The following is a 23,091-nucleotide window of genomic DNA, read 5'->3' as shown; positions in this document are numbered from 1 at the left end:
GGGTTCGACCCATCGTGATCATGTCGTCACAACTGGTCGTGGCGTCGTCGGCAGGGCGATCCGCATTATCGAGACGAGCGCGCTAAACTGGGTCCCACGACAGAATCATTACCTAGAGAACGGGGCCGCCAAGTGTTTGGCCGCCCCGTCATTGTGCGAGGGGGTCCCAGATGGGCCGCGGCCGGGCAAAAGCAAAGCAGACGAAGGTTGCTCGTCAGCTGAAGTACTCCACTCCGAACACCGACTTCGACAGCTTGCAGCGCGAGTTGTCCGGGTCGGAGGACACGGCGCCGGATCGCCGTGATCCGGTGGATGAGTGGGCCGACGAGGACGAGTGGCGTCGAGCCTGACGCCACCGACGTCGGTATCACCCTCCCGTTCTTGCACCGATCTCGGTGCACATCACCGTAAGCCACACCTGAGCGGTTCGCTGTGGGCACTGTCGCCCCGTCGAGCCCTCAGGTGTGGTTGTGTGCTGCCCTGATCGGGCAGCCTCCCACGCCGATCGTGCCCTGAATTCCGCCGATCGTGCCCGGAATCACGCCGATCGGGTCCGAGCTGGACCGCCTACCGGTCGTGGCATGAGACCCGCAGCGGCAGTTGATCTCTCGCGGCGCCTCGTTCGACGACAGCCGGGCACGATCGGCGCGATACAGGGCACGGTCGACGGGTGATGGGATCGTCGGTCGATGTGCCGTCGGTCGATGGCCGACAACGTGTCGTCGTCGACGGTGCGTGCCGTCGAACGCGGGAGACGTCGAGGGGGCGTGCCGTCGAACGCGGGAGACGTCGAGGGGGCGTGCCGTCGAACGCGGGTGACGTCGACAGTGCGTGCCGTCGAGGCCTGAAGACGTCGAGGGTGCGCGACATCGCGATGGCCGTGACGACGCGGCCGGAGGACCCGTCAGAAGCGCGGGTGCTCCCCGGTGAGTGCGACGCGCGGCAGCTCGTGGTTCTTGGGTTCCGACGACCGCTTCACCGATCCGAGGACCCAGTTGTCGACGTGGCGGGCGGTCAGGACTGCCTGCGCGCGCTCGGTGTCCTCGGGTGCGACGACGGCGACCATGCCGACACCCATGTTGAAGGTGCGGTCCATCTCCTCACGCGCCACACGACCACGCTGCGCGATGAGGGCGAACACCGGCGCGGGCGTCCACGTACCGCGTTCGAGTTCGGCGACGAGGCCGGCCGGGATGACGCGGGCCAGGTTCTCGGCGAGTCCGCCGCCGGTGATGTGCGCGAATGTCCGCACATCGGTCTCGGCGGCCAGCGCGAGGCAGTCGCGGGCGTAGATCCGGGTCGGCTCCAACAGCTCTTCGCCGAGGGACCGACCGAATTCCTCCACATGCCCTTCGAGGTCCATGTGGCCCCATTCGAGCAGCACCTTGCGCGCGAGCGAATACCCGTTGGAGTGCAGGCCCGACGATCCCATGGCGATGACCACATCCCCCGGACGGACCCGCTCGGGCGACAGCAGGGCGTCGGCCTCGACGACACCGACGGCCGTGGCCGAGAGGTCGTAGTGATCCTCGTCCATCAGCCCGGGGTGTTCGGCGGTCTCCCCGCCCAGCAGCGCGCACCCTGCGTCGACACAGCCGTCGGCGATGCCCGCGACGATCTGCGCAACCGTCTCGGGCACGACCTTGCCGACGGCGATGTAATCCTGCAGGAAGAGGGGCTCCGCGCCGCAGACGACGAGGTCGTCGACGCACATCGCGACCAGATCGCGGCCCACGGTGTCGTGCTTGTTCATCGCCTGCGCGATGGCCAGCTTGGTGCCGACCCCGTCGCTGGCCGCCGCCAGGACCGGCTCGCGATAGTTGCCCTTCAGCGCGAACAGACCGGAGAAACCGCCCAGTCCGCCCATGACCTCGGGTCGCGACGCACGTTTGGCATGGGGTGCAAAGAGTTCGACGGCCCGCTCACCCGCGTCGATGTCGACGCCCGCCGTGGCGTAGGACACCGGGTCACCAGAGGTGTGCGAGTGGTTGGCCTGATTGTCGGCAGCCGAATCCCGATCGGTCATCTAGCTGAGCACCCCTTGTCGAAATCCAGATGGTCGGATCCTCGGATGGTTCCCCAGGCTCCGTCGTCGCGTGATCGGGCAGGCTCGCGCTCTGGCGGTCACACACGAGTCCCCGACGGCGAATACGCTACCCGACGTCGGTGCGGCCGTACGGCTCGGTGTGGATGCATGTGAACACTGCGGTGTGGGATGCGACGGCCCCGAGTTCAGGGCCGCATCACCGCGCTCACGTTGTCGTTGGTCGCGGTGAGCGGATCGACGCGATTGTTGTTGTCGCCGGCTGCGTTGGCGAGCATCTGCTCGAGGACGGCCTTGCCCATCGACGTCTCCTTGGGCAGCTCGATCGGGTACTCGCCGTCGAAACACGCCGCACAGAGGTTGTCCGAGGTCTGGTCGGTCGCGGCGATCATCTCGTCGATGCTGATGTATCCGAGCGAATCGGCGCCGATGGCCTGACGCACACCCTCCACCATCCCCGCCTCGGATTCCATGCCGTTGGCGATGAGCTCGGCCGGCGACGCGAAATCGATGCCGTAGAAGCACGGCCAGCGGACCGGGCTGGAGGCGATCCGGACGTGCACCTCGGCGGCCCCGGCCTCACGGAGCATGCGGATCAGCGCGCGCTGAGTGTTCCCGCGGACGATCGAATCGTCCACGACGACAAGTCGTTTGCCGCGGATGACCTCTTTGAGCGGATTGAGTTTGAGCCGGATGCCGAGCTGACGAATGGTCTGCGACGGTTGGATGAACGTGCGTCCCACATACGCGTTCTTCATCAGGCCCTGGCCGTACGGGATTCCGGATTCCTGGGCGAAGCCGACGGCGGCCGGGGTCCCCGACTCGGGCACCGGGATGACCAGGTCGCCCTCGGCGGGATGTTCACGGGCCAGCCGACGACCGATCTCGACGCGGGTGGAGTGCACCGAACGGCCGTGGATCACGCTGTCCGGACGGGCCAGATAGACGTACTCGAAGACGCAGCCGCGCGGGGTGGGCTCGGCGAAGCGCGAGCTCCGCACGCCGTCGGCGTCGATCGCGAGCAACTCGCCGGGCTCGATGTCACGCACGAAGGAGGCACCGACGATGTCGAGTGCCGCGGTCTCCGACGCGACGACCCATCCGCGGTCGAGACGACCGAGCGAGAGAGGGCGCACACCGTGCGGGTCACGGGCGGCGTAGAGCGTGTGCTCGTCCATGAATGTCAGGCAGAACGCTCCGCGCAGCGTCGGCAGCAGGTCCATGGCGGCCTGCTCGAGGGTGCTGTCGGCGGCGCCATGCGCCAGCAGGGCACCGACGAGGTCCGAATCCGACGTCGCCGCCGTGCTCATCACACCGAGCGAACGAGCACTGCTGGCGAGATCCGCGGTGTTGACGAGGTTGCCGTTGTGTCCGAGGGCGACACCCGTTCCCGCCGTCGTCGTCCGGAAGATCGGCTGTGAGTTCTCCCACGTGGTGGAGCCGGTGGTCGAGTACCGGCAGTGCCCGATCGCCACGTGTCCCGACATCGCGCCGAGCGTCTGCTCGTCGAACACCTGGCTCACCAGACCGAGATCCTTGAAGACCAGGACCTGAGAGCCGTCGCCGACGGCGATCCCGGCTGCCTCCTGGCCGCGATGCTGCAACGCATACAAGCCGTAGTACGAGAGTTTCGCGACGTCCTCACCCGGCGCCCACACGCCGAAGACACCACATTCCTCGCGCGGTTCGTTCTCCGGTTCGTCGATCGGGGAGGCGGTACCGCAGGTACGCGCCGGTGCGAGAAGGTTCTTGCTGCTGATCGACAAGTCGGTCATACGGGTGCGCTCCCTGGGGGCTGCGAGAGACGTCGCGACGTCGGTGGGCTGGGAGGAGTCCCAGTTTACCGGTCGGTAGACGCCGATTGCGAATCATGCAGCGGCGGGGCGAGCCCGGATATTCCCCGTGTGAGGTGCACCACGCGGCCACCACCGGCCGATACCGTGGTGCCGCAGCGCATTAGGTTGTCCGACATGACCACCCCAGCGACGTCCGGCGTCCGACGACTCTCCTACGCCGGGTTCGCCGCGGTGGTGCTCGTCTACCTCGTCATCATCCAGGGTGGCGGTCTGCTTTTGCAGAAACTCACCGACGTCGACTCGACGACGACGACCCGGGGCGTCGTCGTCGGGATGATCATCCCGCTCGGTGTCGCATTGGTCTTCGTGATCGGCGTCGTGACCTACCTCGGGTGGTGGCGACCGGTCCTGCGCGACGACCGGCGTGTGTCGCGATGGGTGTGGGTGATCCCGGTGGCGTTCGTCGTCGCCATCCTGATCGCCATCGACTACGGCGCGCTGGCGGACACGACCACCGGCTTCGTCCTCACCCTGCTGATCGCCACACAGCTCGTGGGCTGGGGCGAGGAGCTGATGTTCCGCGGCCTCGGCGTGACCGTGTTGCGCGAGCACGGGCTCGGCGAGGGCCGGGTCGCACTCTGGTCGAGCGTGATCTTCGGGGCGGTGCATCTGACCAATGCGATCGGCCACGGGCTGACCGCGATCCCGCAGGCGCTCGTGGTCTCCGTCGCCGGCTACTTCTTCTATCTGATCCGGCGGGTGTCCGGGACGAACGTGCTCAACTCCGTGCTCCACGGCCTGTTCGACTTCGCACTGCTCAGCGGGACCGCGATCCTCGTCGACCAGGCGGGCTATCCCGGATCGTTCGCCGCTATCGTGCTCTATGTCGTTCTCGCGGTCGTCCTGGTCGTGCGGCGCCGCAGGATCGAGCCCGCCACCTGACCGGACGGACGACGGCCGCAAGACAGAAACACGGTCACGGGGGGAACGGTCACAGGGTCAACGGTCACAGGGTCAACGGTCACAGGGGGAACAGGGGCATCCAGCGAGCCACCTCGCCGGCGCGTGACCCCGAGGCGGTGACGGCTCCCCGCTCGACCAGATCCGACAGCTCGGCGTCGCCGATCACGAGTTGAAGCCATGCGCGCGCATCGGTCTCCACGACGTTCGGGGGCGTCCCACGGGTATGTCGCGGACCCTCGATGCACTGCACGGCCACGAACGGCGGGACACGCACCTCGACCGACGAACCCGGTGCGATCTGCGCCAGAGTGCGCGCACTCATCCGTACGGCGGCGGCGAGGGCGGGCCGAGCGGGTGCCGGCAGCGAGTCGTCGCGAATCCACTCGGCAACGGCGACGATCGCAGCGCGGGCCTCGCCCGGATCGATCGGTTTGCGCGCTGTCACGCCGACCATCATGCACCATGGGTCCATGGGCACCGACGTGGGCAAACGCGAGTTCACCGGCGAGGATCGGGTGCGGTTCCGCCGACAGGTCGGCCGCGGGACCGAGGCGATCGCCCGGATGTTGGCCGACGGGTTGTTCACCGACCACGGGCAGCCACCGGAACCGCTGCTGGGCATGGAGGTCGAGCTCAACCTCGTCGACGACGACATGAACCCGGCGATGGCCAACGCGACCGTTCTCGACGCCATCGCCGACCCCGACTACCAGACCGAACTCGGACAGTTCAACATCGAGATCAACGTCTCCCCACGGCCGTTCGTCACCGACGACACGATCTCTCTCGAACAGGCACTGCGTACGTCGCTCAACCGCGCGGAGAAGCGCGCGGCCCAGACCGACAATCACCTGGTCATGATCGGCATGCTGCCGACCTTGCGTTCCGAACACTTTGCCCATCAATGGATCTCGGCGAATCCACGCTACGACCTGCTGAACGAGCAGATCTTCGCGGCGCGGGGCGAGGACATCGAGATCGACATCAGCGGAATCCCGTTGAGCGAGAACCACTCCACCGAGCGGCTGCACACCGCCATCGACTCCATCCTCCCCGAGGCCGCATGCACCTCGCTCCAGCTGCATCTGCGGGTGGCGCCGGAGGACTTCGCCGCGCACTGGAATGCCGCGCAGAGCATCGCAGGTATCCAGGTCGCGCTGGCCGGCAACTCGCCGTTCCTGGCGGGCACGGCCCTGTGGCACGAGAGTCGCATCCCCGTCTTCGAGCAGGCGACCGACACCCGACCGTTGGAGCTGAAGAACCAGGGGGTGCGACCGCGGGTCTGGTTCGGCGAGCGATGGATCAACACCATCTTCGACCTGTTCGAGGAGAACACCCGCTACTTCCCGGCACTGCTGCCCGTCTGCTCGGACATCGATCCGATCGAGGAACTCGACTCGGGCCGCACACCGACCCTCGACGAGCTGCGACTCCACAACGGCACCGTCTACCGATGGAACCGGCCCGTCTACGACGTCGTCGACGGGCATGCACATCTGCGGGTGGAGAACCGGGTCCTGCCGGCCGGTCCGACCGTCGTCGACACGATGGCCAACGCGGCGTTCTACTACGGGGCGGTCCGCGGGCTCGTCGAATCCGATCGCCCGTTGTGGTCGCAGATGTCGTTCAACGCCGCAGCGGAGAACCTGCAGTCGGGAGCCCGTGCCGGACTGGAGGCCCAGCTCTACTGGCCGAATGTGGGCTGGGTACGGCCCGACGAGTTGACGTTGCGCCGACTGCTCCCCCTCGCCGACGCCGGCCTCCAGTCCTTCGGGGTGTCCGGCAAGGCGCGCTCGCGCTACCTGTCGGTGATCGAGGGCCGCTGCATCAACCGGCAGACCGGATCGGCCTGGCAGCGCAAGGCCGTCCTGGCCCGCGAGACGGCGGGCGACAGCCGCGAGGCCGCGCTCACGGGGATGTTGCGCGACTACGTCGACCTCATGCACGAGGGCGAACCAGTGCATACCTGGTCGATATGACCTGCACCACATCGCCTCCCCTGCGGTAGCGCAACGCACAACGCCATCCACCCCGAGGTGGTTGACCGTTACTTCGAGTCACAGATAGCTTGCCTCTATCGACTATGTCGTCCTGCATACATAGTCCGCGGAGGGGAGATCAGGTGGCAGCATCGACACAGAGTCGCGCACTGACCGTCGCGGGAGGATGGATTCACCGGCACGCCGGGATGGTCCTACTCCTCTGGATCGCCGTCGCCGCCGGCCTCAACCTCGCCGTGCCGCAACTGGAACAGACCGTGGCGAGCCGGTCCGCCGACTTCCTGCCGCGCGACCTGCCCGCCAATCAGAGCCTCGAACGCATGGCAGCCGATTTCGGTGTGCCGCCGTCGAATGCGGTCAGCAGCGTCGTCCTCGTCGACGAGAGCGGGATCGACGCCGACGACGAGCGCTACTACCGGGAGTTGCTGGCGCGCCTGGTGAGTGACAAGGAGAACGTCGCCTATGTCCTCGACACGTTCGGCAACCCGGTCACGCGCAGCATCGCGCTGAGTCCCGACGGCAAGGCCGTGACCCTCTTCATCGCCTCCGAGGGCTCGGTGGGCTCGACGCGGGCGCATCACTCCACCAACGGGATCCGGGCGCACATCGAGGCCATCGGAAAGCCGGAATCGCTCCGGGTCCATTACAGCGGCCCGACCGCCACGCTCGCCGACCTCTTCAGCGCCATCGACGTGTCACTGCTGATCATCACCGGCGTCTCGATCCTGCTGATCACCCTGCTGCTGCTCGTCGCCTACCGCGACCTCGTGACCGCGCTCATCCCGCTCGCGACGATCGGCATCACCCTGGCGGTGGTGAGACCGATCATCTCTGCGCTGGGTTCGACCGGCGCACTGTCGATCTCGAACTTCACGATCGCGATCATGACCGCCCTGGTACTCGGCGCCGGAACCGACTACGCGATCTTCACCATCGCCAACTATCACGAGGGGCGTCGGGCGGGCGCCTCCGTCGGTGACGCCGTTGCCCGCAGCTCTGGGCGGACCGCACCCATCCTGATCGCCTCGGCACTGACCATCGCCGCGGCGTGCGGGTCGATGATCTTCACCAAGATCGGGATGTTCACCACGGCCGGGCCGCCGACCGCGCTGGCGGTCCTGATCACCCTGGCGATCGCCCTGACCCTGCCCACGGCACTGCTCTCACTCGCCGGGCGACGCGGCTGGGCCGAACCCCGGGCGTCGACCGAGCGCGCCTGGCGCCGTCGAGGTGCCCGAGTGATCCGGCATGCCGGGGTGTACACCGCCGCGGCCCTGCTCTTCCTGATCGGGACCGCCCTGATCAGCACGACCTACCGGATGAACTGGGACGAGTCGGCGATGCCGATCCGGCCGACTGACTCGACGCGCGGCTATGACGCTGTGACCCAGCATTACGGCCACAACGAGATCGCGCCGGACTACCTCACCGTGCGAGCCGATCACGACGTCCGCAACACCCGCGACCTGGCCGCACTCGAGCTGGCAGCGATGTCCGTGGCGTCGATGCCGGAGGTGGCGATCGTGCGCTCGATCACCCGACCCGACGGCAAGCCTCTTCCCGAGGCCGCCACCGGGTTCCAGAGCGGGGTCGTCGGCGCCCAACTCGGCGACGCACATCGTCAGATGACCGCCGCGACACCGGAACTCAAGCGTCTCGCGGCGGGAGTCGACGAACTCGCGACCGGCGCCGAGTCGGCCGTCACGCGTATGCCGGAACTCGTCGACGGCACTCGCGAGGTCACCTCGATGGCGTCCACCGTGCTCGACGGACTCGACCGCACCGAACGCATCGTCGCCCTCTCCACCGACGGGAAGTCGCTGAGTGAGGTCCTGCCGACCCTGCGGACCACGCTGGGATCGCTGGCCACGATCGTGGCGGCACTCGACGGGCGTGATCGAGTCGCCACTTCGGCGCTCCGTCAGGTGCAGACGACGTTCGGTCCTCTTCAGGGTGGGAGTCCCACGGCGGCATGTCGTTCCGACGCACAGTGCATGGCGGCGCGCGTGGCGTTCGCCGCCCTCGACCGTGCCTTGGGCGGTCGCGCGTCGGCCGCGCTCACCGATTTGGACGTCGCAGCAGATGCCGCACCGACCACAGTGGAACGCCTGCGAGCGCTACTGCCCGAGCTGCGGGCGGGGTTGCAGACAGTCGACTCCCTGACGCGACAGCTCGGCGGACGTTCGAGCACCGAGATCCGCGCCGATCTGACCCGCCTGTCCGCGGGTGTCTCCGAACTCGCCGGCGGCATGGGCCGTCTCGCCGACGGACTGCGGCAGGTGAAGGCAGGTACCGACAAGACCGTGGCCCTGACCGGGCAGCTGAACGACGGATTGCGGCGCGCATCGGAGTACCTGTCGACGATGGGGCACGCGACCCGGTCCGGGCCCGGTGCCGGCTTCTATCTGCCACCCGAGGCACTGACCGATCCACGATTCGTCGAGGGCAGCAAACTGCTGATCTCCCCGGACGGCCGCACCGCCCGCATGCTGGTCACCTGGAATGTCAATCCGTATGGGCAGGAGTCACTTCGGGCCAGCCGCGAACTGCCTGTCGTCGCGGCGCGCGCGCTGTCCGGGACGGTCCTCGACGACGCAGACGTCTCCACCGCAGGTCTGGCATCGCTGTCTGCCGACATGCAGGATCAGGTACGACGCGACTTCCTCCTCTTTGCGACCGTCGCCGTTCTGGCCGTGTTGCTCATCCTGATGGTGCTGCTCCGGAGTGTGCTCGCCCCGGTCCTGCTGGTGGCCACGGTGATCCTGTCCTTCGCATCGGCGGTCGGCGTGAGTGTCCTGGTGTGGCAGCACATCATCGGTGTCGACCTGGACTGGTCGGTGATCCCGGTGTCGTTCATGGCGGTGATCGCGGTCGGCGCCGACTATTCGATGCTGTTCGCCTCACGCATCCGGGAGGAGTCCGCGCGTGGCGGCATGGTCCGCGGGATCATCCGCGGATTCGGCAGCACCGGTGGCGTCATCACCACCGCCGGAATCGTGTTCGCGCTCACCATGTTCGCACTCATGAGCGGCACCGTGCTCAACCTCGTGCAGATCGGTTTCACCATCGCCGTCGGACTGCTGCTCGACATCGCGATCGTCCGGACCATCCTCGTTCCGGCCGCGATGGCCGTCGTCGGTGACCGGATCTGGTGGCCGTCGACGTCAGCGCCCCGCCAGACGTAGCGGAAACCGTCTGCGGGCGACGATATTCGCTACGCCGGCAACGGCCTCACCCGCCGGCGACCAACCCCCGCCCCGACACCATCGGCAGGTCCAGCGCGGTCACCAGTCCGGGCTTGGCATCCACCACCGCGGCAACCGAATTCACCAGCCGCATCGCGGTCACGATCATGCCCGACACGTTGTGGTCACCGTTCTCGCCGTGGTGGGAGAACTCCACCTTCATCTCGGGCTCGCCCGAGATGAGGATGCGGTAACAGCCGTCGCCCTCGGCCGGCGTCGGCCAGTCCGGACACTGATCGGGGTGAGTGCGTGTGTAGTGCTCGAGCACGATGCGATCGACACCGTCGACCTGTCCGACGACCTCGAAATGCAGAGCGGCCATGGTTCCTTCGGCGATGTCCACCGACACCGTCGGGTAGTCGCGGTCGGCGGCCACGCGCTCGGTCCGTTCGATCAGCGGTTCGTCGAGCGTCAGGCCGAGCCCGGCTGCGAGCTGACGGACGACGCTGCCCCAGCCCATCGACAGGACCCCGGGCAACAGGAGCAGCGGCGTGGCGTCCATCGGCTGCCCGAAACCGAAGATGTCCTTCATGACCACGGGTTGGTAATAGGTGGAGTAATCGGCGATCTCCAGGCATCGGATCTCGTCGATGCGCTGCGAGAGGCTGGTCATCGCCAGCGGCAGGACGTCGTTGGCGAATCCGGGATCGATCCCGTTGACGTGCAGGCTCGCGTTGCCCGTCCGCCCGGCGGCGGCCACGCGGTCGAGCAGGTCCTGGTTCAGGATGCCCTGGGGGAACTGCAGCACGACGGGACCGCTGGACACCACGTTGATCCCGGCCTCGACGAAGGAGATCAGGTCGTCGATGGCCTCGAAGATGCGGTCATCGGTCATCGCGGTGTGCACGATGCAGTCCGGCCGCAGCGCCAACAGCTCGTCGCGATCATTCGTGGCCGTCACGCCCAGTTCGCGCCCCAGATCGGCGAGATCCCCGGCGTCCCGGCCCACCTTCGCGGGGTCCGAGACCCACACGCCGACGAGTTCCAGATCGGGGTGGGCGTCGATTCCGGCGATGGCATGGCGTCCCACGGTTCCTGTCGACCACTCGACAACACGAAGAGTCATGCCCCCAAAGTAGAACATGTTTCAATTCTCGGGAGGTGTTTTCGCGCGGTCGACGACTGCCCTTCCACGACACCCGCTGTTCGCCGAGCTCACGTAGCGTCGAGGACCGTGACCGACTCCTCTGCTCCGGTGGCGATCGTCCGCGACGGCCACTCGACCGCACTCAAGTGGCACCGTGCCCGTCGTCGGGCCGGCGACCCGGCATTCACGACGCGCCGCATCGTCGAGGGCATGACGGTCGGCGCCTCCGTGGACATCGACCTCGTGATCCACGCCGGCCGCGGATTCGCCGTCCTCCACGACCGCGACGTCGCCCACGGCACGACCGGCCGCGGCACCATCTCGCAGCTCTCCGCCGACCACATACGAGCGCTCTTCCTCCGGTCCGACGACGGCACTCCCCTCGACCAGCCGGTGCTGCTCATCGAGGACCTCGCCGAGGTCCTGTCCGACGTCGACGTGCATCGGGATGCGTTGCTGCAGTTGGACTTCAAGGAGACCGCAGCCGACCTCGACGAGCGCGCGATCGCGACGTTCGCCGACGCCGTCACACCCTTCGCACGCAGCGCGATACTGTCCTGCGGCGACGCCGAGGCCGTCGCCCTGCTCACCGACCCCGTCCCCGACATCCGCATCGGCTTCGACCCGTGCCACGGCGGTGCCGTCGACCGCGTGCTGCGCTCCGGACGCTTCGACGAGTTCGCCGACGCGGCGGTGGCCGCCTCGCCCCGTGCGGAGATGGTCTATCTCGAACGACGGCTCGTCCTGGACGCCGACCGGCGTGGGCACGACCTCGTGAAGGCGTTCCACGGCCGCGGACGCACGGTCGATGCCTACACCGTGTACGCCGCCGACGACGCGTCGATCCGCGACGTGCTACGGCTCGTCGAGCTGCGCGTCGACCAGATCACCACCGACGACGCGGAGGGGATTCTCGCCGCGGTCGAGCCGCTGATCGCCTGAGCGTGGCGAACCGCACTCAGCTGAACAGAGCCGGCAGGGTGGCCTCGTGGACCTCGCGGAGCTCGTCGAGGGTGACCTCGAACTGATCCTGCACCGACACCGAGTCGCTGCCCTGGTCGACGACACCGATGCGGACCCACGGCATCCCGCGGGCGTCGAGCATGGACGTGAACCGCGACTCCTCGGTGCGTGGGACGGCGACGACCGCACGTCCCGACGACTCCGAGAACAGCCACACGAACGGGTCGGCGTCCTCGGGAAGCAGGATGCGACAGCCGGTCTCACCGGCGAGCGCCGACTCGACGACAGCCTGGAACAGCCCGCCCTCGGACAGATCGTGCGCGGCCGAGACGAGTCCGTCGCGCGAGGCCGCCACCATGATGTCGGCGAGCAGCCGCTCACGCTCGAGATCGACCTGCGGCGGAACGCCGCCGAGGTGGTCGTGTGCGACCTGCGCCCAGATCGACCCGTCGAACTCATCGCGCGTCTCGCCGAGCAGGATCAGGGTCTCCCCCGGTTCGGTGCCGAATCCGGTCGGTACGCGACGGTGCACGTCGTCGATCACACCGAGCACTCCGACGACGGGCGTCGGCAGGATCGCCGTCGAACCGGTCTGGTTGTAGAAGCTGACGTTGCCGCCGGTGACCGGGATGCCCAACTGCGCGCAACCGTCGGCGAGTCCCCGCACGGCCTGCTGGAACTGCCACATCACGGCCGGGTCCTCCGGTGACCCGAAGTTGAGACAGTTGGTGACGGCCTTGGGCGCGGCACCCGAGACCGCGACGTTCCGGTAGGCCTCCGCGAGCGCGAGCTGCGCACCGCGATACGGGTCGAGGAACGTGTAGCGGCCCGACGCGTCGGTGGCCAGTGCGATGCCGCGTCCCGACGACTCGTCGATGCGGACCATGCCGGAGTCGGCGTTCTCGGCGAGCACGGTGTTGCCGCGGACGTAGCGGTCGTATTGCTCGGTGATGAACTTGCGGCTGCACAGTGCCGGCGAGGCCAGCATCTGCAGGGCGGTGTCGCGCAGCGCGTGCGGGGTGTCGGGCCGCTCCAGCGGGGTTGACGTCGACTCGATGACGCCGTCCTGCCACTCCGGCCGGGCAACCGGCCGCTCGTAGACGGGGCCGTCGTGCGCAACGGTGCGGGGCGGCACGTCGACGACGGTCTCTCCGTCCCAAGTGATCACGAGGTGGTCGCCGTCGGTGACCTCACCGATCACGGTCGCGAGCACATCCCACTTCCGGCAGACGGCGAGGAAGGCGTCGACGTTCTCCGGCGTCACCACCGCACACATGCGCTCCTGCGACTCGCTCGAGAGCACCTCGGCGGGGGTCATGCCCTCGGCGCGCATGGGCACCTTCTCGAGGTCGATGTGCATGCCGCCGTCGCCGGCGGCGGCCAGCTCAGATGTGGCGCAGGACAGACCGGCACCGCCGAGATCCTGGATGCCGACGACGAGCCCGGCGTGGTAGAGCTCGAGGCAACACTCGATGAGCACCTTCTCGGTGAACGGATCGCCCACCTGCACGCTCGGCAGCTTCTTGCGACTAGGTCGAGTTCTCCCTGCGTCATTGGACCCGCTCGCTTCGCTCCCGGCGTCCGCGTCGTCGAACGTCTCCGACGCCAGCACCGACACGCCGCCGATGCCGTCGAGTCCGGTACGCGCACCGAACAGGATGATCTTGTTGCCCGCGCCCGAGGCGAATGCGAGGTGGAGATCCTCGGTGCGCAGGACGCCTGCGCACAGCGCATTCACCAGCGGGTTGCCCGCGTAACTGGGATCGAAGACGGTCTCGCCGCCGACGTTGGGCAGGCCGAGGGAGTTGCCGTAGCCGCCGACGCCGCGGACGACGCCGTCGACGACACGACGCGTGTCCGGCGCATCCGCCGCACCGAACCGCAGCTGATCCATGACCGCGATCGGGCGGGCGCCCATCGCCATGATGTCGCGGACGATGCCGCCGACGCCGGTCGCCGCGCCCTGATACGGCTCGACGTAGCTCGGATGATTGTGCGACTCGACCTTGAAGGTGACCGCCCAGCCGTCGCCGATGTCGACGACGCCGGCGTTCTCACCGATGCCCGCGAGCATGCTCGCACGCATCTCCTCGGTGGTGGTCTCACCGAAGTACCGCAGGTGCACCTTCGACGACTTGTAGCTGCAATGCTCCGACCACATCACCGAGTACATCGCGAGTTCGGCGTCGGTGGGTCGACGGCCGAGGATCTCACGGATCCGCGCGTATTCGTCGTCCTTCAGTCCGAGTTCTCGGAACGGCTGGGGTTGATCGGGGCTGCCGGCTGCGGCTGAAACGGTATCCACCTGCGCACTCACTCTGACAAGTGTAGGTGAGGCACCCGCATGGCCGTGTGGTGGCGTGATCGGGCTCGACGCTAGGCTGGGCCCCTGACACGGTCAGGTCGCCGGTGACGACGTGACCTGCACGAAAGATGCGTCTGGGGGGACCATAGATGGCCGACGTCCGCAAGGCCCGGCAACTGTTCGAACTGGGTGTGCTGTCGCTGGGCATCGCCGTCGAGGGTCAGGAGCCGGTCAACAACCCGCAACAGGCGGCGAAGGCGTTCACCCGCGCGAGCGAGTGGGACCCGTCGATGGCCGACGCCTGGCTGGGACGTCTGGCGTGCGGGGAGAACACCGACGAGGTGTTGCTGGCCCTCTACCGCACCCGATCGGGCATAGGGCACGAGCAGCGTCGTCTCGGGCTGCCGCAGCGGACGTTGGCGGGCCGGTGGACGGTGGACCCGTTCATCACCTACCCGCTGTCGGACGCCACCACCGCGACCGCGGCGTACGCATCGTCGCTGGCACGCGGGGAGGATTTCGCCGGCGCCCAGGACGTGCTCGACGAGATCCCGGCCGCGCACCGGGTTCCGATCGTGGAGTACGTGCAGGGGTATCTGTTCACGCGTGCACAGCGATGGCCCGACGTCCTGACCGCTCTGCACCGCTCCGATCGATGGGACGACGGCTTCCTCGGTGTGGCCGCCGACTTCATGGCCGGAGCGGCGTGCGCGCAACTCGGGATGTTCGGTGAGGCGACGCGCCGCCTACAGACCGCGATCGACGGTCCACTGCCCTCGCTCGTCGGTGACGCGATGTTCGTCATGGGCATGGCGCTCCGCGAACAAGGTCAGGAAGACAAAGCCCGGATGATGTTCGAGCAGGCGTACGCGCGCAACCCCAACTCGGCGGCCGGCCAGGCGCTGAAGTCTCCCAGCTTCCGCCTCGTCATCACCACCCCGGACCAGATCGCCGACCGTCGCGATCCATGGGACCCGACATCGGCGGCCGACGCCGCCGACACCCTCGTCGCCGACAACGCCGGTGGGCCAGAGATGACCGAGATGGTCACCGCGGCCCAGCGCGAGCTCGCCGACCAGATCGGCCTCGACTCCGTCAAGGAGCAGGTGGCCAAACTGCAGTCGGCGGCCACGCTCGCCAAGGTGCGCGCCGACCGTGGACTCACCACCTCGGCCCGCAGCCTGCACCTCGCGTTCACCGGACCGCCCGGCACCGGCAAGACGACGGTCGCGCGCATCGTCGCCAAGATCTACTGCGGACTCGGATTCATCAAGACCGACAAGGTGATCGAGGCGACGCGACGCGACATGGTCGGTGAGCACCTGGGTTCGACGGCCCCGAAGACGTCGGCGGTGATCGACTCGGCGATGGACGGGGTGCTGTTCATCGACGAGGCCTACACGCTGATCCAGCAGGGACTGACCGGCGGTGACGCCTTCGGCAAGGAGGCGGTCGACACGCTGCTGGCGCGGATGGAGGACGACCGGGATCGGCTGGTCGTGATCATCGCCGGGTACGACGGGGAGATCGACCGGTTCCTGCGCTCGAACGACGGACTGTCCTCGAGGTTCGCCCGCCGGGTGCGGTTCGAGTCCTACACCCCCGACGAACTGGCACGGATCGGCGACTTCATCGCGAAGCGACGGGACTCACTCCTCACACCCGAGGCGATGAGCGAGCTCGAACAGGCCTGCACTCCCTTGTACCACGATGTGCGCGAAGACATCTCAGGTTCCCGACGCGCCACCGACATCGCGGGCAACGGACGCTTCATCCGAAACGTCGTGGAGGCGGCGGAGGAGGAGCGCGAGTACCGACTCTCCACGATGGGCGACCTCGAGTCGCTCACCCAGGACGACCTGATGCGTATCGAGGTCGACGACGTGCGCACCGCGATACGCAGCGTGCTGTCGGGATTGCAGCGATGAGGCGCGGCGCGGCGCTCACGTCCGCTCTCGGTATGGCCCTGCTGATCGCGGGGTGCACCGTCGACGGCACGCCAATCGCCGACCCGGCACCGCCGACCTCCACGACGACATACTCGTCTGTTCCGAGCTATTCCAACCCCAGCTATCCCACCCGGCCGCCGTCGTTCGCACCGCCGCCCGACGACACGGTGCGAGACGTACCCGCTCCGGCCAATTCGGCGACGATGACCTGCCGCGAGTTCGTCGACCTCGACCTGTCCACGCAGGTCGCCGTGCTGAAGGCGCTGGGTGCGACGCGCAACTTCGTTCCCGTCGCCCGGATCTTCTCGGTCTTGTGCACCGGGCAGCCGGACACCACCCTCGCGGACATGCTCCGCCGTGGCGGCCCGAACTGATCACCGCGCACACAACGGTCCCGGGCATGATCGAGATGATTACCCTGGTCCCATGAGCAGTGACGTCCCCACCCTCGCCGGGAACCCGAGCGCGCAGTACACCGAACTCGCCGACGCCGCACGCGCCCTGGTGGCCGGCGAGACCGATCTCGTGGCCAATGCCGCCAATCTGTCAGCCCTCGTGTATCACGCTCTGCCGCAGGTCAACTGGGTGGGCTTCTACTTCTTCGACGGCACCGAGCTGGTCGTGGGTCCCTTCCAGGGACAGCCCGCGTGCGTACGGATCCCACTCGACCGCGGAGTCTGCGGAGCCGCGGCCCGGACGCGCGCCACACAACGGGTCGCCGACGTCCATGCCGTACCCGACCACATCGCGTGCGACGCGGCGAGCCGTTCCGAGGTGGTCGTCCCGCTGGTGCGCGGCGACGAGCTGATCGGCGTCTTCGATCTCGACAGCCCGATCACGGACCGGTTCTTCGAGAGCGATCAGCGCGGCCTCGAATCGATCGCGCAGATTCTCGTCGAGTCGATCAGCTGACCGCCCGCTCCCCAGCAGCCCAACCCGATCCCTGAGGAAGCCCGAAGCGCCAGCGGAGGGCTGTCACGAAGGGTCCCGCCCCAGACCCGATCACCCCGCGGCGGTGACCGCGATGATCGCGTCGCGGTACTCCGGCCTGCAGATCACGAGATCGGGCAAGTAGGTGTCGTCCTGGTTGTATACCAGCGGCGAACCATCGATGCGACCACACCACAGGCCCTTGGCCTGCGCGACGGCCACCGGTGCAGCGGAATCCCATTCGTACTGACCGCCCGCGTGGACGTAGGCGTCGGCCTCACCGCGGACGACGGCCATCGCCTTCGCGCCGGCCGATCCCATCTGCAGCACCTCGCCCCCGATGGCGTCGGCGGCCGCCTGTGAGAACGCCGGTGGCCGAGAGGCACTCACCACCACACGGGGCCGGTCGGTCCGGGGTGAGGCCGCGAGCCCCTCCACCGGAGCGACCGTCGTGTCGTCGTCGAGATAGGTGATGCCCAGGGCCGGAAGCGCGACCGCCCCCGCGATGAGGCCGTCGGCCGCGGACCAGAGTGCGACGTGCACGGCCCAGTCCGTGTGGCCGTCGGTGCCGTACTCGCGGGTGCCGTCCACCGGGTCGACGATCCACACACGGTCCGCCGACAGCCGGTTCTTGTCGTCGGCGGACTCCTCCGACAGCACCGCGTCGTCGGGCCGCTCGGCAGCCAGTCTCTCCAGCAACAGCTCATTGGACCGCAGATCGCCGGCCTTGCCGAGCTCTTTGCCCGTCAGCCCGCTCGTGGCGCGGATGTCCATCAACAATTCGCCTGCAGCCGTTGCCAGTTCACCGGCGAGTGCACGGTCGGTCGCCACGTCTCTCCTCTACAGTCCCAGATTGCGGATGACCGAGTCGGCCACCTCCGCGGGTGATCCATCCGACGGCGACACGACGATGTCGGCATTCTGCGGCCGTTCGTATGGCGAGTCGATGCCGGTGAACTGACTGATCTCACCACGACGAGCCTTGGCATACAACCCTTTCGGGTCACGCTGTTCGCAGAGGTCGAGCGGGGTGTCGACGAAGATCTCGAAGAACGGCAGGCGCCGCTCCGCGTGGATCTCCCGAGCGCGTTGACGCTCTTCGGCGAAGGGACTGATCAGCGAGACGATGGCGACACTTCCCGAGTCTGCGAAGAGGGCGGCGACCTCGCTGGTCCGTCGGATGTTCTCGCGCCGGTCGTCGTCGGAGAAGCCGAGATCCGAGTTGAGGCCGTGACGCAGATTGTCCCCGTCCATCAGATATGCGGGGCGCCCCTCGGCGACCAGCCGCCGCTCGAGTTCGGTGGCCAACGACGACTTCCCGGACCCCGACAGACCGGTCAGCCAGATCGTCGCGCCCTGGTGCGCGCGCTGATCGCGGGCCACCTTCGTCGTCTGCCACACCACATGACTGTCCATACTGACCGGCGCCGTGATCATCCCGGCGGCGACGGTCTTGTTCGTCGCCTCGTCGATCAGGATGAAGCTCCCGGTCTCACGGTTCTTGCGGTAGGCATCGAACAGCATCGGCTGTTGCGTGTGCAGGGTGATCCGGGCGATCTCATTGAGCTTCAACGAGTCCGCCGACTCGTCACGATGCAGACTGTTCACGTCGAGGCGGTAGTTGAGCCCGCCGATCTGCGCCCTCGTCAGCCGGGTCCCGCACATCAGCTGGTAACGGTTACCGCTCCGCAGTTCCGTGTCGTCGGAGAACCAGCACACCATCGCGTCGAGGTCGCGGCCCACATACGGGCGGTTGTTCGGGCGCGCGAGCATGTCACCGCGGACGATGTCGATCTCGTCGGCGAGTTCCATCGAGACCGCCATCGACGCGAACGCCTCGTCGACCTTCGTACCGCCCGGGCCCCAGATCTCGGTGATCGTGGTGCTGAAACCACCTGGCAGGACGACGATCTCGTCTCCGCGCGCGAACACCCCGCCCGCAACCGTGCCCGCGTACGCGCGGTGGTCTGCGCCGTCGCTGCGCTGCGGACGGATCACGTACTGCACGGGCATGCGGGCGTCGATGAGATTGCGGTCCGACGCGATGTAGACGTTTTCCAGGTGACTCAGGAGCGGTCGGCCCTCGTACCACGGCATGTTCACCGACTGCTCGACGACATTGTCCCCCGCCAGCGCCGACAACGGGATGAAGGTCAGATCGGTCACGTTCAATTTGGCTGCGAACGAGACGAAGTCGTCGACGATCTCATCGAACCGATCCTGCGACCAATCGACCAGGTCCATCTTGTTGACGCAGATGGTGAGGTGCGGAATGCCCAACAGCGACGACAGGAAGGCGTGTCGCCGGGTCTGTTCCAGCACACCCTTGCGGGCGTCGATGAGGATCATCGCGAGATCCGCGGTCGACGCCCCTGTCGCCATGTTGCGCGTGTACTGCACGTGACCAGGGGTGTCGGCGATGATGAACTTGCGTCGGGGCGTGGTGAAGTACCGGTAGGCGACATCGATCGTGATGCCCTGCTCCCGTTCGGCACGCAGCCCATCGGTCAGCAACGCCAGATTGGCATACTCGTCGCCACGCTCGGCACTGGTCCGTTCGATGGACTCGAGCTGATCGGTGAAGATGCTCTTGGAGTCGAAGAGCAGGCGTCCGATGAGAGTGGACTTGCCGTCGTCGACCGACCCCGCCGTGGCCAGCCGCAACAGTTCCTTCGGCATCAGAAGTAGCCTTCCTTCTTGCGATCCTCCATACCCGCCTCCGAGATCCGATCGTCGGCGCGTGTCGCCCCCCGCTCGGTGACCCGGGTGATCTCGATCTCCGAGATCACCTTGTCATTGGTATCTGCGTCACTCAGCACACAGCCGGTGCACGTCGCGTCACCGACGGTGCGGAACCGGACCGTCGCCGTCTGCACCTGTTCACCCGGATACTGCTGCAGGAAACGAGTTTTCGCGAGGAACATGCCGTCCCGGGGGATCACCTCGCGTTCATGCGCGTAGTAGATCGGCGGGAGCTCGATGTCCTCGGTGCCGATGTACTGCCAGATGTCGAGTTCGGTCCAGTTGCTCAACGGGAAGACCCGGATGTGCTCACCCTTGTGATGGCGCCCGTTGTACAGCCGCCACAGCTCCGGTCGTTGCGCACGCGGGTCCCAGGCGCCGAACTCGTCGCGGAAGCTGAAGACCCGCTCCTTGGCGCGGGCCTTCTCCTCGTCCCGGCGCGCGCCGCCGAACACCGCGTCGAACCGGTTGTCGGTGATCCCGCGCAACAGGGCGGTGGTCTGCAGACGATTGCGGCTGGCGCCGGGCCCCGTGTCCTCGACGACGCGACCCGCGTCGATGTCGTCCTGCACTGAACTGACGACCAGACGCACACCGGTCTGTTCGACGACTCGATCCCGATACTCGATGACCTCGTCGAAGTTGTGGCCGGTGTCGACATGCATCAGCGGGAACGGGACGGGCGCCGGCCAGAAGGCCTTGCGCGCCAGGTGGAACATGACCACCGAGTCCTTACCGCCGGAGAACAGCAACACCGGCCGCTCGAAGGTCGCCGCGACCTCTCGCATGATGTGCACGGACTCGGCCTCGAGGGCCGCCAGGTGCGTCAGTTCATACCCGTGGTGCACGCGGTGATCTCCCGCGTCGGTCGTGCTCGGCACCGTGACCATCTCCTTGACATGTCGAATATTCGACACTAAGTATTGACTATGTGACACAAACCGTAGGTGACTCCTCCGACGCGCGTCAACCATCGCGCGCCGCCTCACCTCCGACGACCCGGGTCGTGCGCATCGTCGAACTCCTGGCAGGTGCGGACCAGCCGTCGCTGACCCTTGCCGAGATTGTCCGTCAGACCGGACTCTCGCGCGCCACTGCACACGCGATCGTCGGCGAACTCGTCGAGAGGGGCTGGCTGATCCGCGAACCGGCGGCGGGGACCTTCGGCATCGGACCGGGATTCGTCGCCCTCGCCCGGACCGCCGGCAGCGCGGATCTCCTCAACCGCTGGGCGTCGTCGGCCGCACACGAGTTGAGCGACCGCTTCGGCATCGCCTGCTTCGTGGCGCGACGGACCTCGGCCGACATGATCACCGTCGCCGCGCACGCGGTGCCGGCACATCTGTCCGACGGCTCCGAACCCTCGCCGTGGTTCCGTCACGGGAGCCGAATCCGACTGCGCCCACCCATCTGCCGTGAGTTCATCGCCTGGGAGCCGGCGCAGGCCCGGGCTGATTGGATCGCACAGGCTCCGGAGCCGACGCGCACCCGCTTGCGGATGGTCCTCGATGTGATCGCCGAGCGCGGCTACTCGATCGAGCGGATGACCGACGATCATGTCGCCATGGTGGAGGCCCTCAGTTCGCTGGACACGATGTCGGAGAGCCTGCGCGCGCGGGTCGGTGACTTGTTGACCGAGCTGTCGGTCACCGACTACCTGCCCGACGAACTCCACGGGGACATCGCTGCGGTGACCGTCGGCGCACCCATTGTCGACGCCACGCAGCGGGTGGTGGCGTCGATCGTCGCCTGCCCCAACACGACCCTGTCCGTCGGCGACCTCGGCGACCTCGCCGCCGCGACACGGTCGGCGGCCGACGAGATCTCCGCGCACCTGGCGTGACAGGGACGCCGCTGTCCCCACTGACACCTCAGCGACCGATCGGCGCACGGTGCGGGCCTGGCGCCTCGCCGACGTGTCATCTGGGACAGATGCACATCGCATGACCGTGTCCGTCAACAGGACGACATCCAGGCCACAGAAGCATCACGTTTCCGGCAGTCGTGAAACATGGGACGCATCCGTCACGAATCGTTGGGCAGCACCCGTTCCCACGGAAGGACACAGACATGCGATCACGGCCCACCCGCACCCGGCTCGCCGGCGCCCTACTGGCCGCCACCGCGGCGATCGGCCTCGCCACGGCCGGGACCGGTACCGCGTCCGCGGAGACCGTGGTCCCCCTCGAGCGCTGCTGGGGAGTCAGCCCGAATATCGTCGACCAGCCATTCAGCACGGCCCGCCTCTTCGTCAGTCCGGAAGGCCGTGGCCGGGTCGTCGCCCGAGTGAGAGATGTGTCGAGCTTCTGGATTCCCACCGGCGGCTATCAGTCGGTCGGACGGCTGGACTGGCACAACCTGACCACTGGCCGCAAGGGCACCTCCGTCAACGCCGCATCGATCGGCCTCTACGTCGGCGGCCCGACGTTCCATGTGAACACCGGACCGGGCACAGTACGCGTCACGTTCAGTGCCGTGAACCGGAATGCATTGTGGGCCATCCCCAGTACAGCGTGCAGCGGCACCATGCGGGTGGGGTGACCCGAGCTGCAGGGCCGACTTCCCTCATCGATACGTCGACGAAGTGAGGGCAACCCATCGGCCGCATGAGAGTCACCAGAGAGCGCCGATAAGTGGATAATCCACTTACCTCCGCTCTGGGGTGATCCTCATGCGGGCGACCGGACGAGGACGAGCTACTTCGCAGCCTCGATGAGAATCGAGTCGCGACGCGGGAAGGCGGAGGGCCTTACATCGGTCACCCAGGCGAACTCCAGTAACGACATCCGACCATCCATCACGTACAGCAGCACATCGCCGAGGTAGCGCCCTCCATCACGGACCTGAGCGGCGACCGGCAACAGTCCGTCGGACGACGAGTCAGTTTCGTCAACCGAGTCGACGGCGATCGGCAGCTGAACCGGCGAATCGCCGCCGACCACCGACGCCTCTGCCAGCTGATTTCGAAGCACACCACGCTCCGACTGGCGCAGCACGTCGATCAATCAGTTGACCAGACGCCTTTTGTCGGGAGTCAGTTCACGTGTGCGGTCGATGACTCCACACC

At 67.4% G+C, this 23,091-nt stretch carries 20 protein-coding genes; 11 read left to right on the top strand and 9 right to left on the bottom strand.

The features are described 5' to 3' along the window. Positions 1-170 precede the first annotated feature (170 nt). Positions 171-350 (top strand): DUF3073 domain-containing protein, encoded by a 180-nt coding sequence (locus EEB19_RS11015; RefSeq protein WP_187586093.1) that lies wholly within the window; start codon positions 171-173, stop codon positions 348-350. A 354-nt stretch (positions 351-704) separates the two neighbouring features. After that, positions 705-848 (top strand): hypothetical protein, encoded by a 144-nt coding sequence (locus EEB19_RS11010; protein ID WP_187586091.1) that lies wholly within the window; start codon positions 705-707, stop codon positions 846-848. Positions 849-904: 56 nt separating this feature from the next. Here the strand turns inward: EEB19_RS11010 and purM are convergent, their stop codons facing one another. Together purM and purF are read right to left on the bottom strand one after the other, a co-directional pair. Then, positions 905-2,026 carry a phosphoribosylformylglycinamidine cyclo-ligase gene (gene purM, locus EEB19_RS11005; protein ID WP_187586089.1) on the bottom strand — a complete coding sequence of 374 codons (1,122 nt, stop codon included), beginning with the start codon at positions 2,024-2,026 and terminating at the stop codon, positions 905-907. A gap of 206 nt (positions 2,027-2,232) precedes the next feature. Beyond that, positions 2,233-3,819: an amidophosphoribosyltransferase gene (gene purF, locus EEB19_RS11000; RefSeq protein ID WP_187586087.1), complete on the bottom strand. Its 1,587-nt coding sequence runs from the start codon at positions 3,817-3,819 to the stop codon at positions 2,233-2,235. A gap of 195 nt (positions 3,820-4,014) precedes the next feature. Here purF and EEB19_RS10995 point away from each other — a divergent pair, with 195 nt between their 5' ends. Continuing rightward, complete coding sequence (locus EEB19_RS10995) at positions 4,015-4,782, top strand: CPBP family intramembrane glutamic endopeptidase (protein WP_187586085.1); 768 nt, start codon at positions 4,015-4,017, stop codon at positions 4,780-4,782. A 79-nt stretch (positions 4,783-4,861) separates the two neighbouring features. Here EEB19_RS10995 and EEB19_RS10990 read toward each other — a convergent pair whose 3' ends face one another. Then, a complete protein-coding gene (locus EEB19_RS10990) occupies positions 4,862-5,248 on the bottom strand; it encodes a sterol carrier family protein (RefSeq protein WP_262365574.1) in 387 nt (128 codons plus the stop codon). A gap of 25 nt (positions 5,249-5,273) precedes the next feature. Here EEB19_RS10990 and EEB19_RS10985 point away from each other — a divergent pair, with 25 nt between their 5' ends. Beyond that, positions 5,274-6,782: a glutamate-cysteine ligase family protein gene (locus EEB19_RS10985; RefSeq protein WP_187586083.1), complete on the top strand. Its 1,509-nt coding sequence runs from the start codon at positions 5,274-5,276 to the stop codon at positions 6,780-6,782. 143 nt (positions 6,783-6,925) lie between these two features. Further along, positions 6,926-9,988: an MMPL family transporter gene (locus tag EEB19_RS10980; protein WP_316245467.1), complete on the top strand. Its 3,063-nt coding sequence runs from the start codon at positions 6,926-6,928 to the stop codon at positions 9,986-9,988. 46 nt (positions 9,989-10,034) lie between these two features. Here EEB19_RS10980 and EEB19_RS10975 read toward each other — a convergent pair whose 3' ends face one another. Further along, positions 10,035-11,114 carry a diacylglycerol kinase gene (locus EEB19_RS10975; RefSeq protein WP_187586079.1) on the bottom strand — a complete coding sequence of 360 codons (1,080 nt, stop codon included), beginning with the start codon at positions 11,112-11,114 and terminating at the stop codon, positions 10,035-10,037. Positions 11,115-11,222: 108 nt separating this feature from the next. Here EEB19_RS10975 and EEB19_RS10970 point away from each other — a divergent pair, with 108 nt between their 5' ends. Next, positions 11,223-12,077: a glycerophosphodiester phosphodiesterase family protein gene (locus EEB19_RS10970; RefSeq protein WP_187586077.1), complete on the top strand. Its 855-nt coding sequence runs from the start codon at positions 11,223-11,225 to the stop codon at positions 12,075-12,077. Positions 12,078-12,093: 16 nt separating this feature from the next. On the opposite strand, the gene purL is transcribed toward EEB19_RS10970, so the two are convergent. Next, entirely contained in the window at positions 12,094-14,415 is a 2,322-nt protein-coding gene (gene purL, locus EEB19_RS10965; RefSeq protein ID WP_187586075.1) for a phosphoribosylformylglycinamidine synthase subunit PurL, read from the bottom strand. A 137-nt stretch (positions 14,416-14,552) separates the two neighbouring features. Between purL and eccA the strand changes: the two genes are divergently transcribed. From eccA to EEB19_RS10950, 3 genes are read left to right on the top strand one after another with little or no spacing between them, the layout of a single operon-like run. Continuing rightward, complete coding sequence (gene eccA / locus EEB19_RS10960; protein WP_187586073.1) at positions 14,553-16,331, top strand: type VII secretion AAA-ATPase EccA; 1,779 nt, start codon at positions 14,553-14,555, stop codon at positions 16,329-16,331. Beyond that, the gene (locus EEB19_RS10955) at positions 16,328-16,726 is read left to right on the top strand and encodes a hypothetical protein (RefSeq protein WP_187586071.1); all 399 of its coding nucleotides are present in this window, start codon (positions 16,328-16,330) and stop codon (positions 16,724-16,726) included. Before eccA ends, EEB19_RS10955 begins: the two co-directional genes overlap by 4 nt. Positions 16,727-16,778: 52 nt before the next feature. Next, positions 16,779-17,264 carry a GAF domain-containing protein gene (locus EEB19_RS10950; RefSeq protein WP_187586068.1) on the top strand — a complete coding sequence of 162 codons (486 nt, stop codon included), beginning with the start codon at positions 16,779-16,781 and terminating at the stop codon, positions 17,262-17,264. A 90-nt stretch (positions 17,265-17,354) separates the two neighbouring features. Here EEB19_RS10950 and EEB19_RS10945 read toward each other — a convergent pair whose 3' ends face one another. The 3 genes from EEB19_RS10945 to cysD are packed head-to-tail and all read right to left on the bottom strand — an operon-like array spanning position 17,355 to position 20,905. Then, positions 17,355-18,113, bottom strand: coding sequence for a 3'(2'),5'-bisphosphate nucleotidase CysQ (locus EEB19_RS10945; RefSeq protein ID WP_187586066.1), 759 nt, complete (start codon positions 18,111-18,113; stop codon positions 17,355-17,357). A gap of 9 nt (positions 18,114-18,122) precedes the next feature. Then, positions 18,123-19,961, bottom strand: a complete 1,839-nt coding sequence (gene cysC / locus EEB19_RS10940) for an adenylyl-sulfate kinase (protein WP_187586064.1) — start codon at positions 19,959-19,961, stop codon at positions 18,123-18,125. Continuing rightward, positions 19,961-20,905 carry a sulfate adenylyltransferase subunit CysD gene (gene cysD, locus EEB19_RS10935; RefSeq protein WP_262365573.1) on the bottom strand — a complete coding sequence of 315 codons (945 nt, stop codon included), beginning with the start codon at positions 20,903-20,905 and terminating at the stop codon, positions 19,961-19,963. The genes cysC and cysD overlap by 1 nt, the downstream gene beginning before the upstream one ends. 50 nt (positions 20,906-20,955) lie before the next feature. Between cysD and EEB19_RS10930 the strand changes: the two genes are divergently transcribed. Further along, positions 20,956-21,867, top strand: coding sequence for an IclR family transcriptional regulator (locus tag EEB19_RS10930; protein ID WP_187586062.1), 912 nt, complete (start codon positions 20,956-20,958; stop codon positions 21,865-21,867). A 227-nt stretch (positions 21,868-22,094) separates the two neighbouring features. Further along, positions 22,095-22,565: a hypothetical protein gene (locus EEB19_RS10925; RefSeq protein WP_187586060.1), complete on the top strand. Its 471-nt coding sequence runs from the start codon at positions 22,095-22,097 to the stop codon at positions 22,563-22,565. A gap of 155 nt (positions 22,566-22,720) precedes the next feature. Here EEB19_RS10925 and EEB19_RS10920 read toward each other — a convergent pair whose 3' ends face one another. After that, on the bottom strand, positions 22,721-23,029 hold the full coding sequence (locus tag EEB19_RS10920; protein ID WP_187586058.1) for a hypothetical protein: 309 nt from the start codon (positions 23,027-23,029) through the stop codon (positions 22,721-22,723). Positions 23,030-23,091: the final 62 nt, after the last annotated feature.

Origin of the sequence: Gordonia sp. OPL2, from assembly GCF_003797825.1 — a bacterium.
Classification (GTDB): domain Bacteria; phylum Actinomycetota; class Actinomycetes; order Mycobacteriales; family Mycobacteriaceae; genus Gordonia.
The sequence above is the reverse complement of the archived record's forward strand: the minus strand, read 5'-3'. Positions and strand labels throughout refer to the sequence as shown.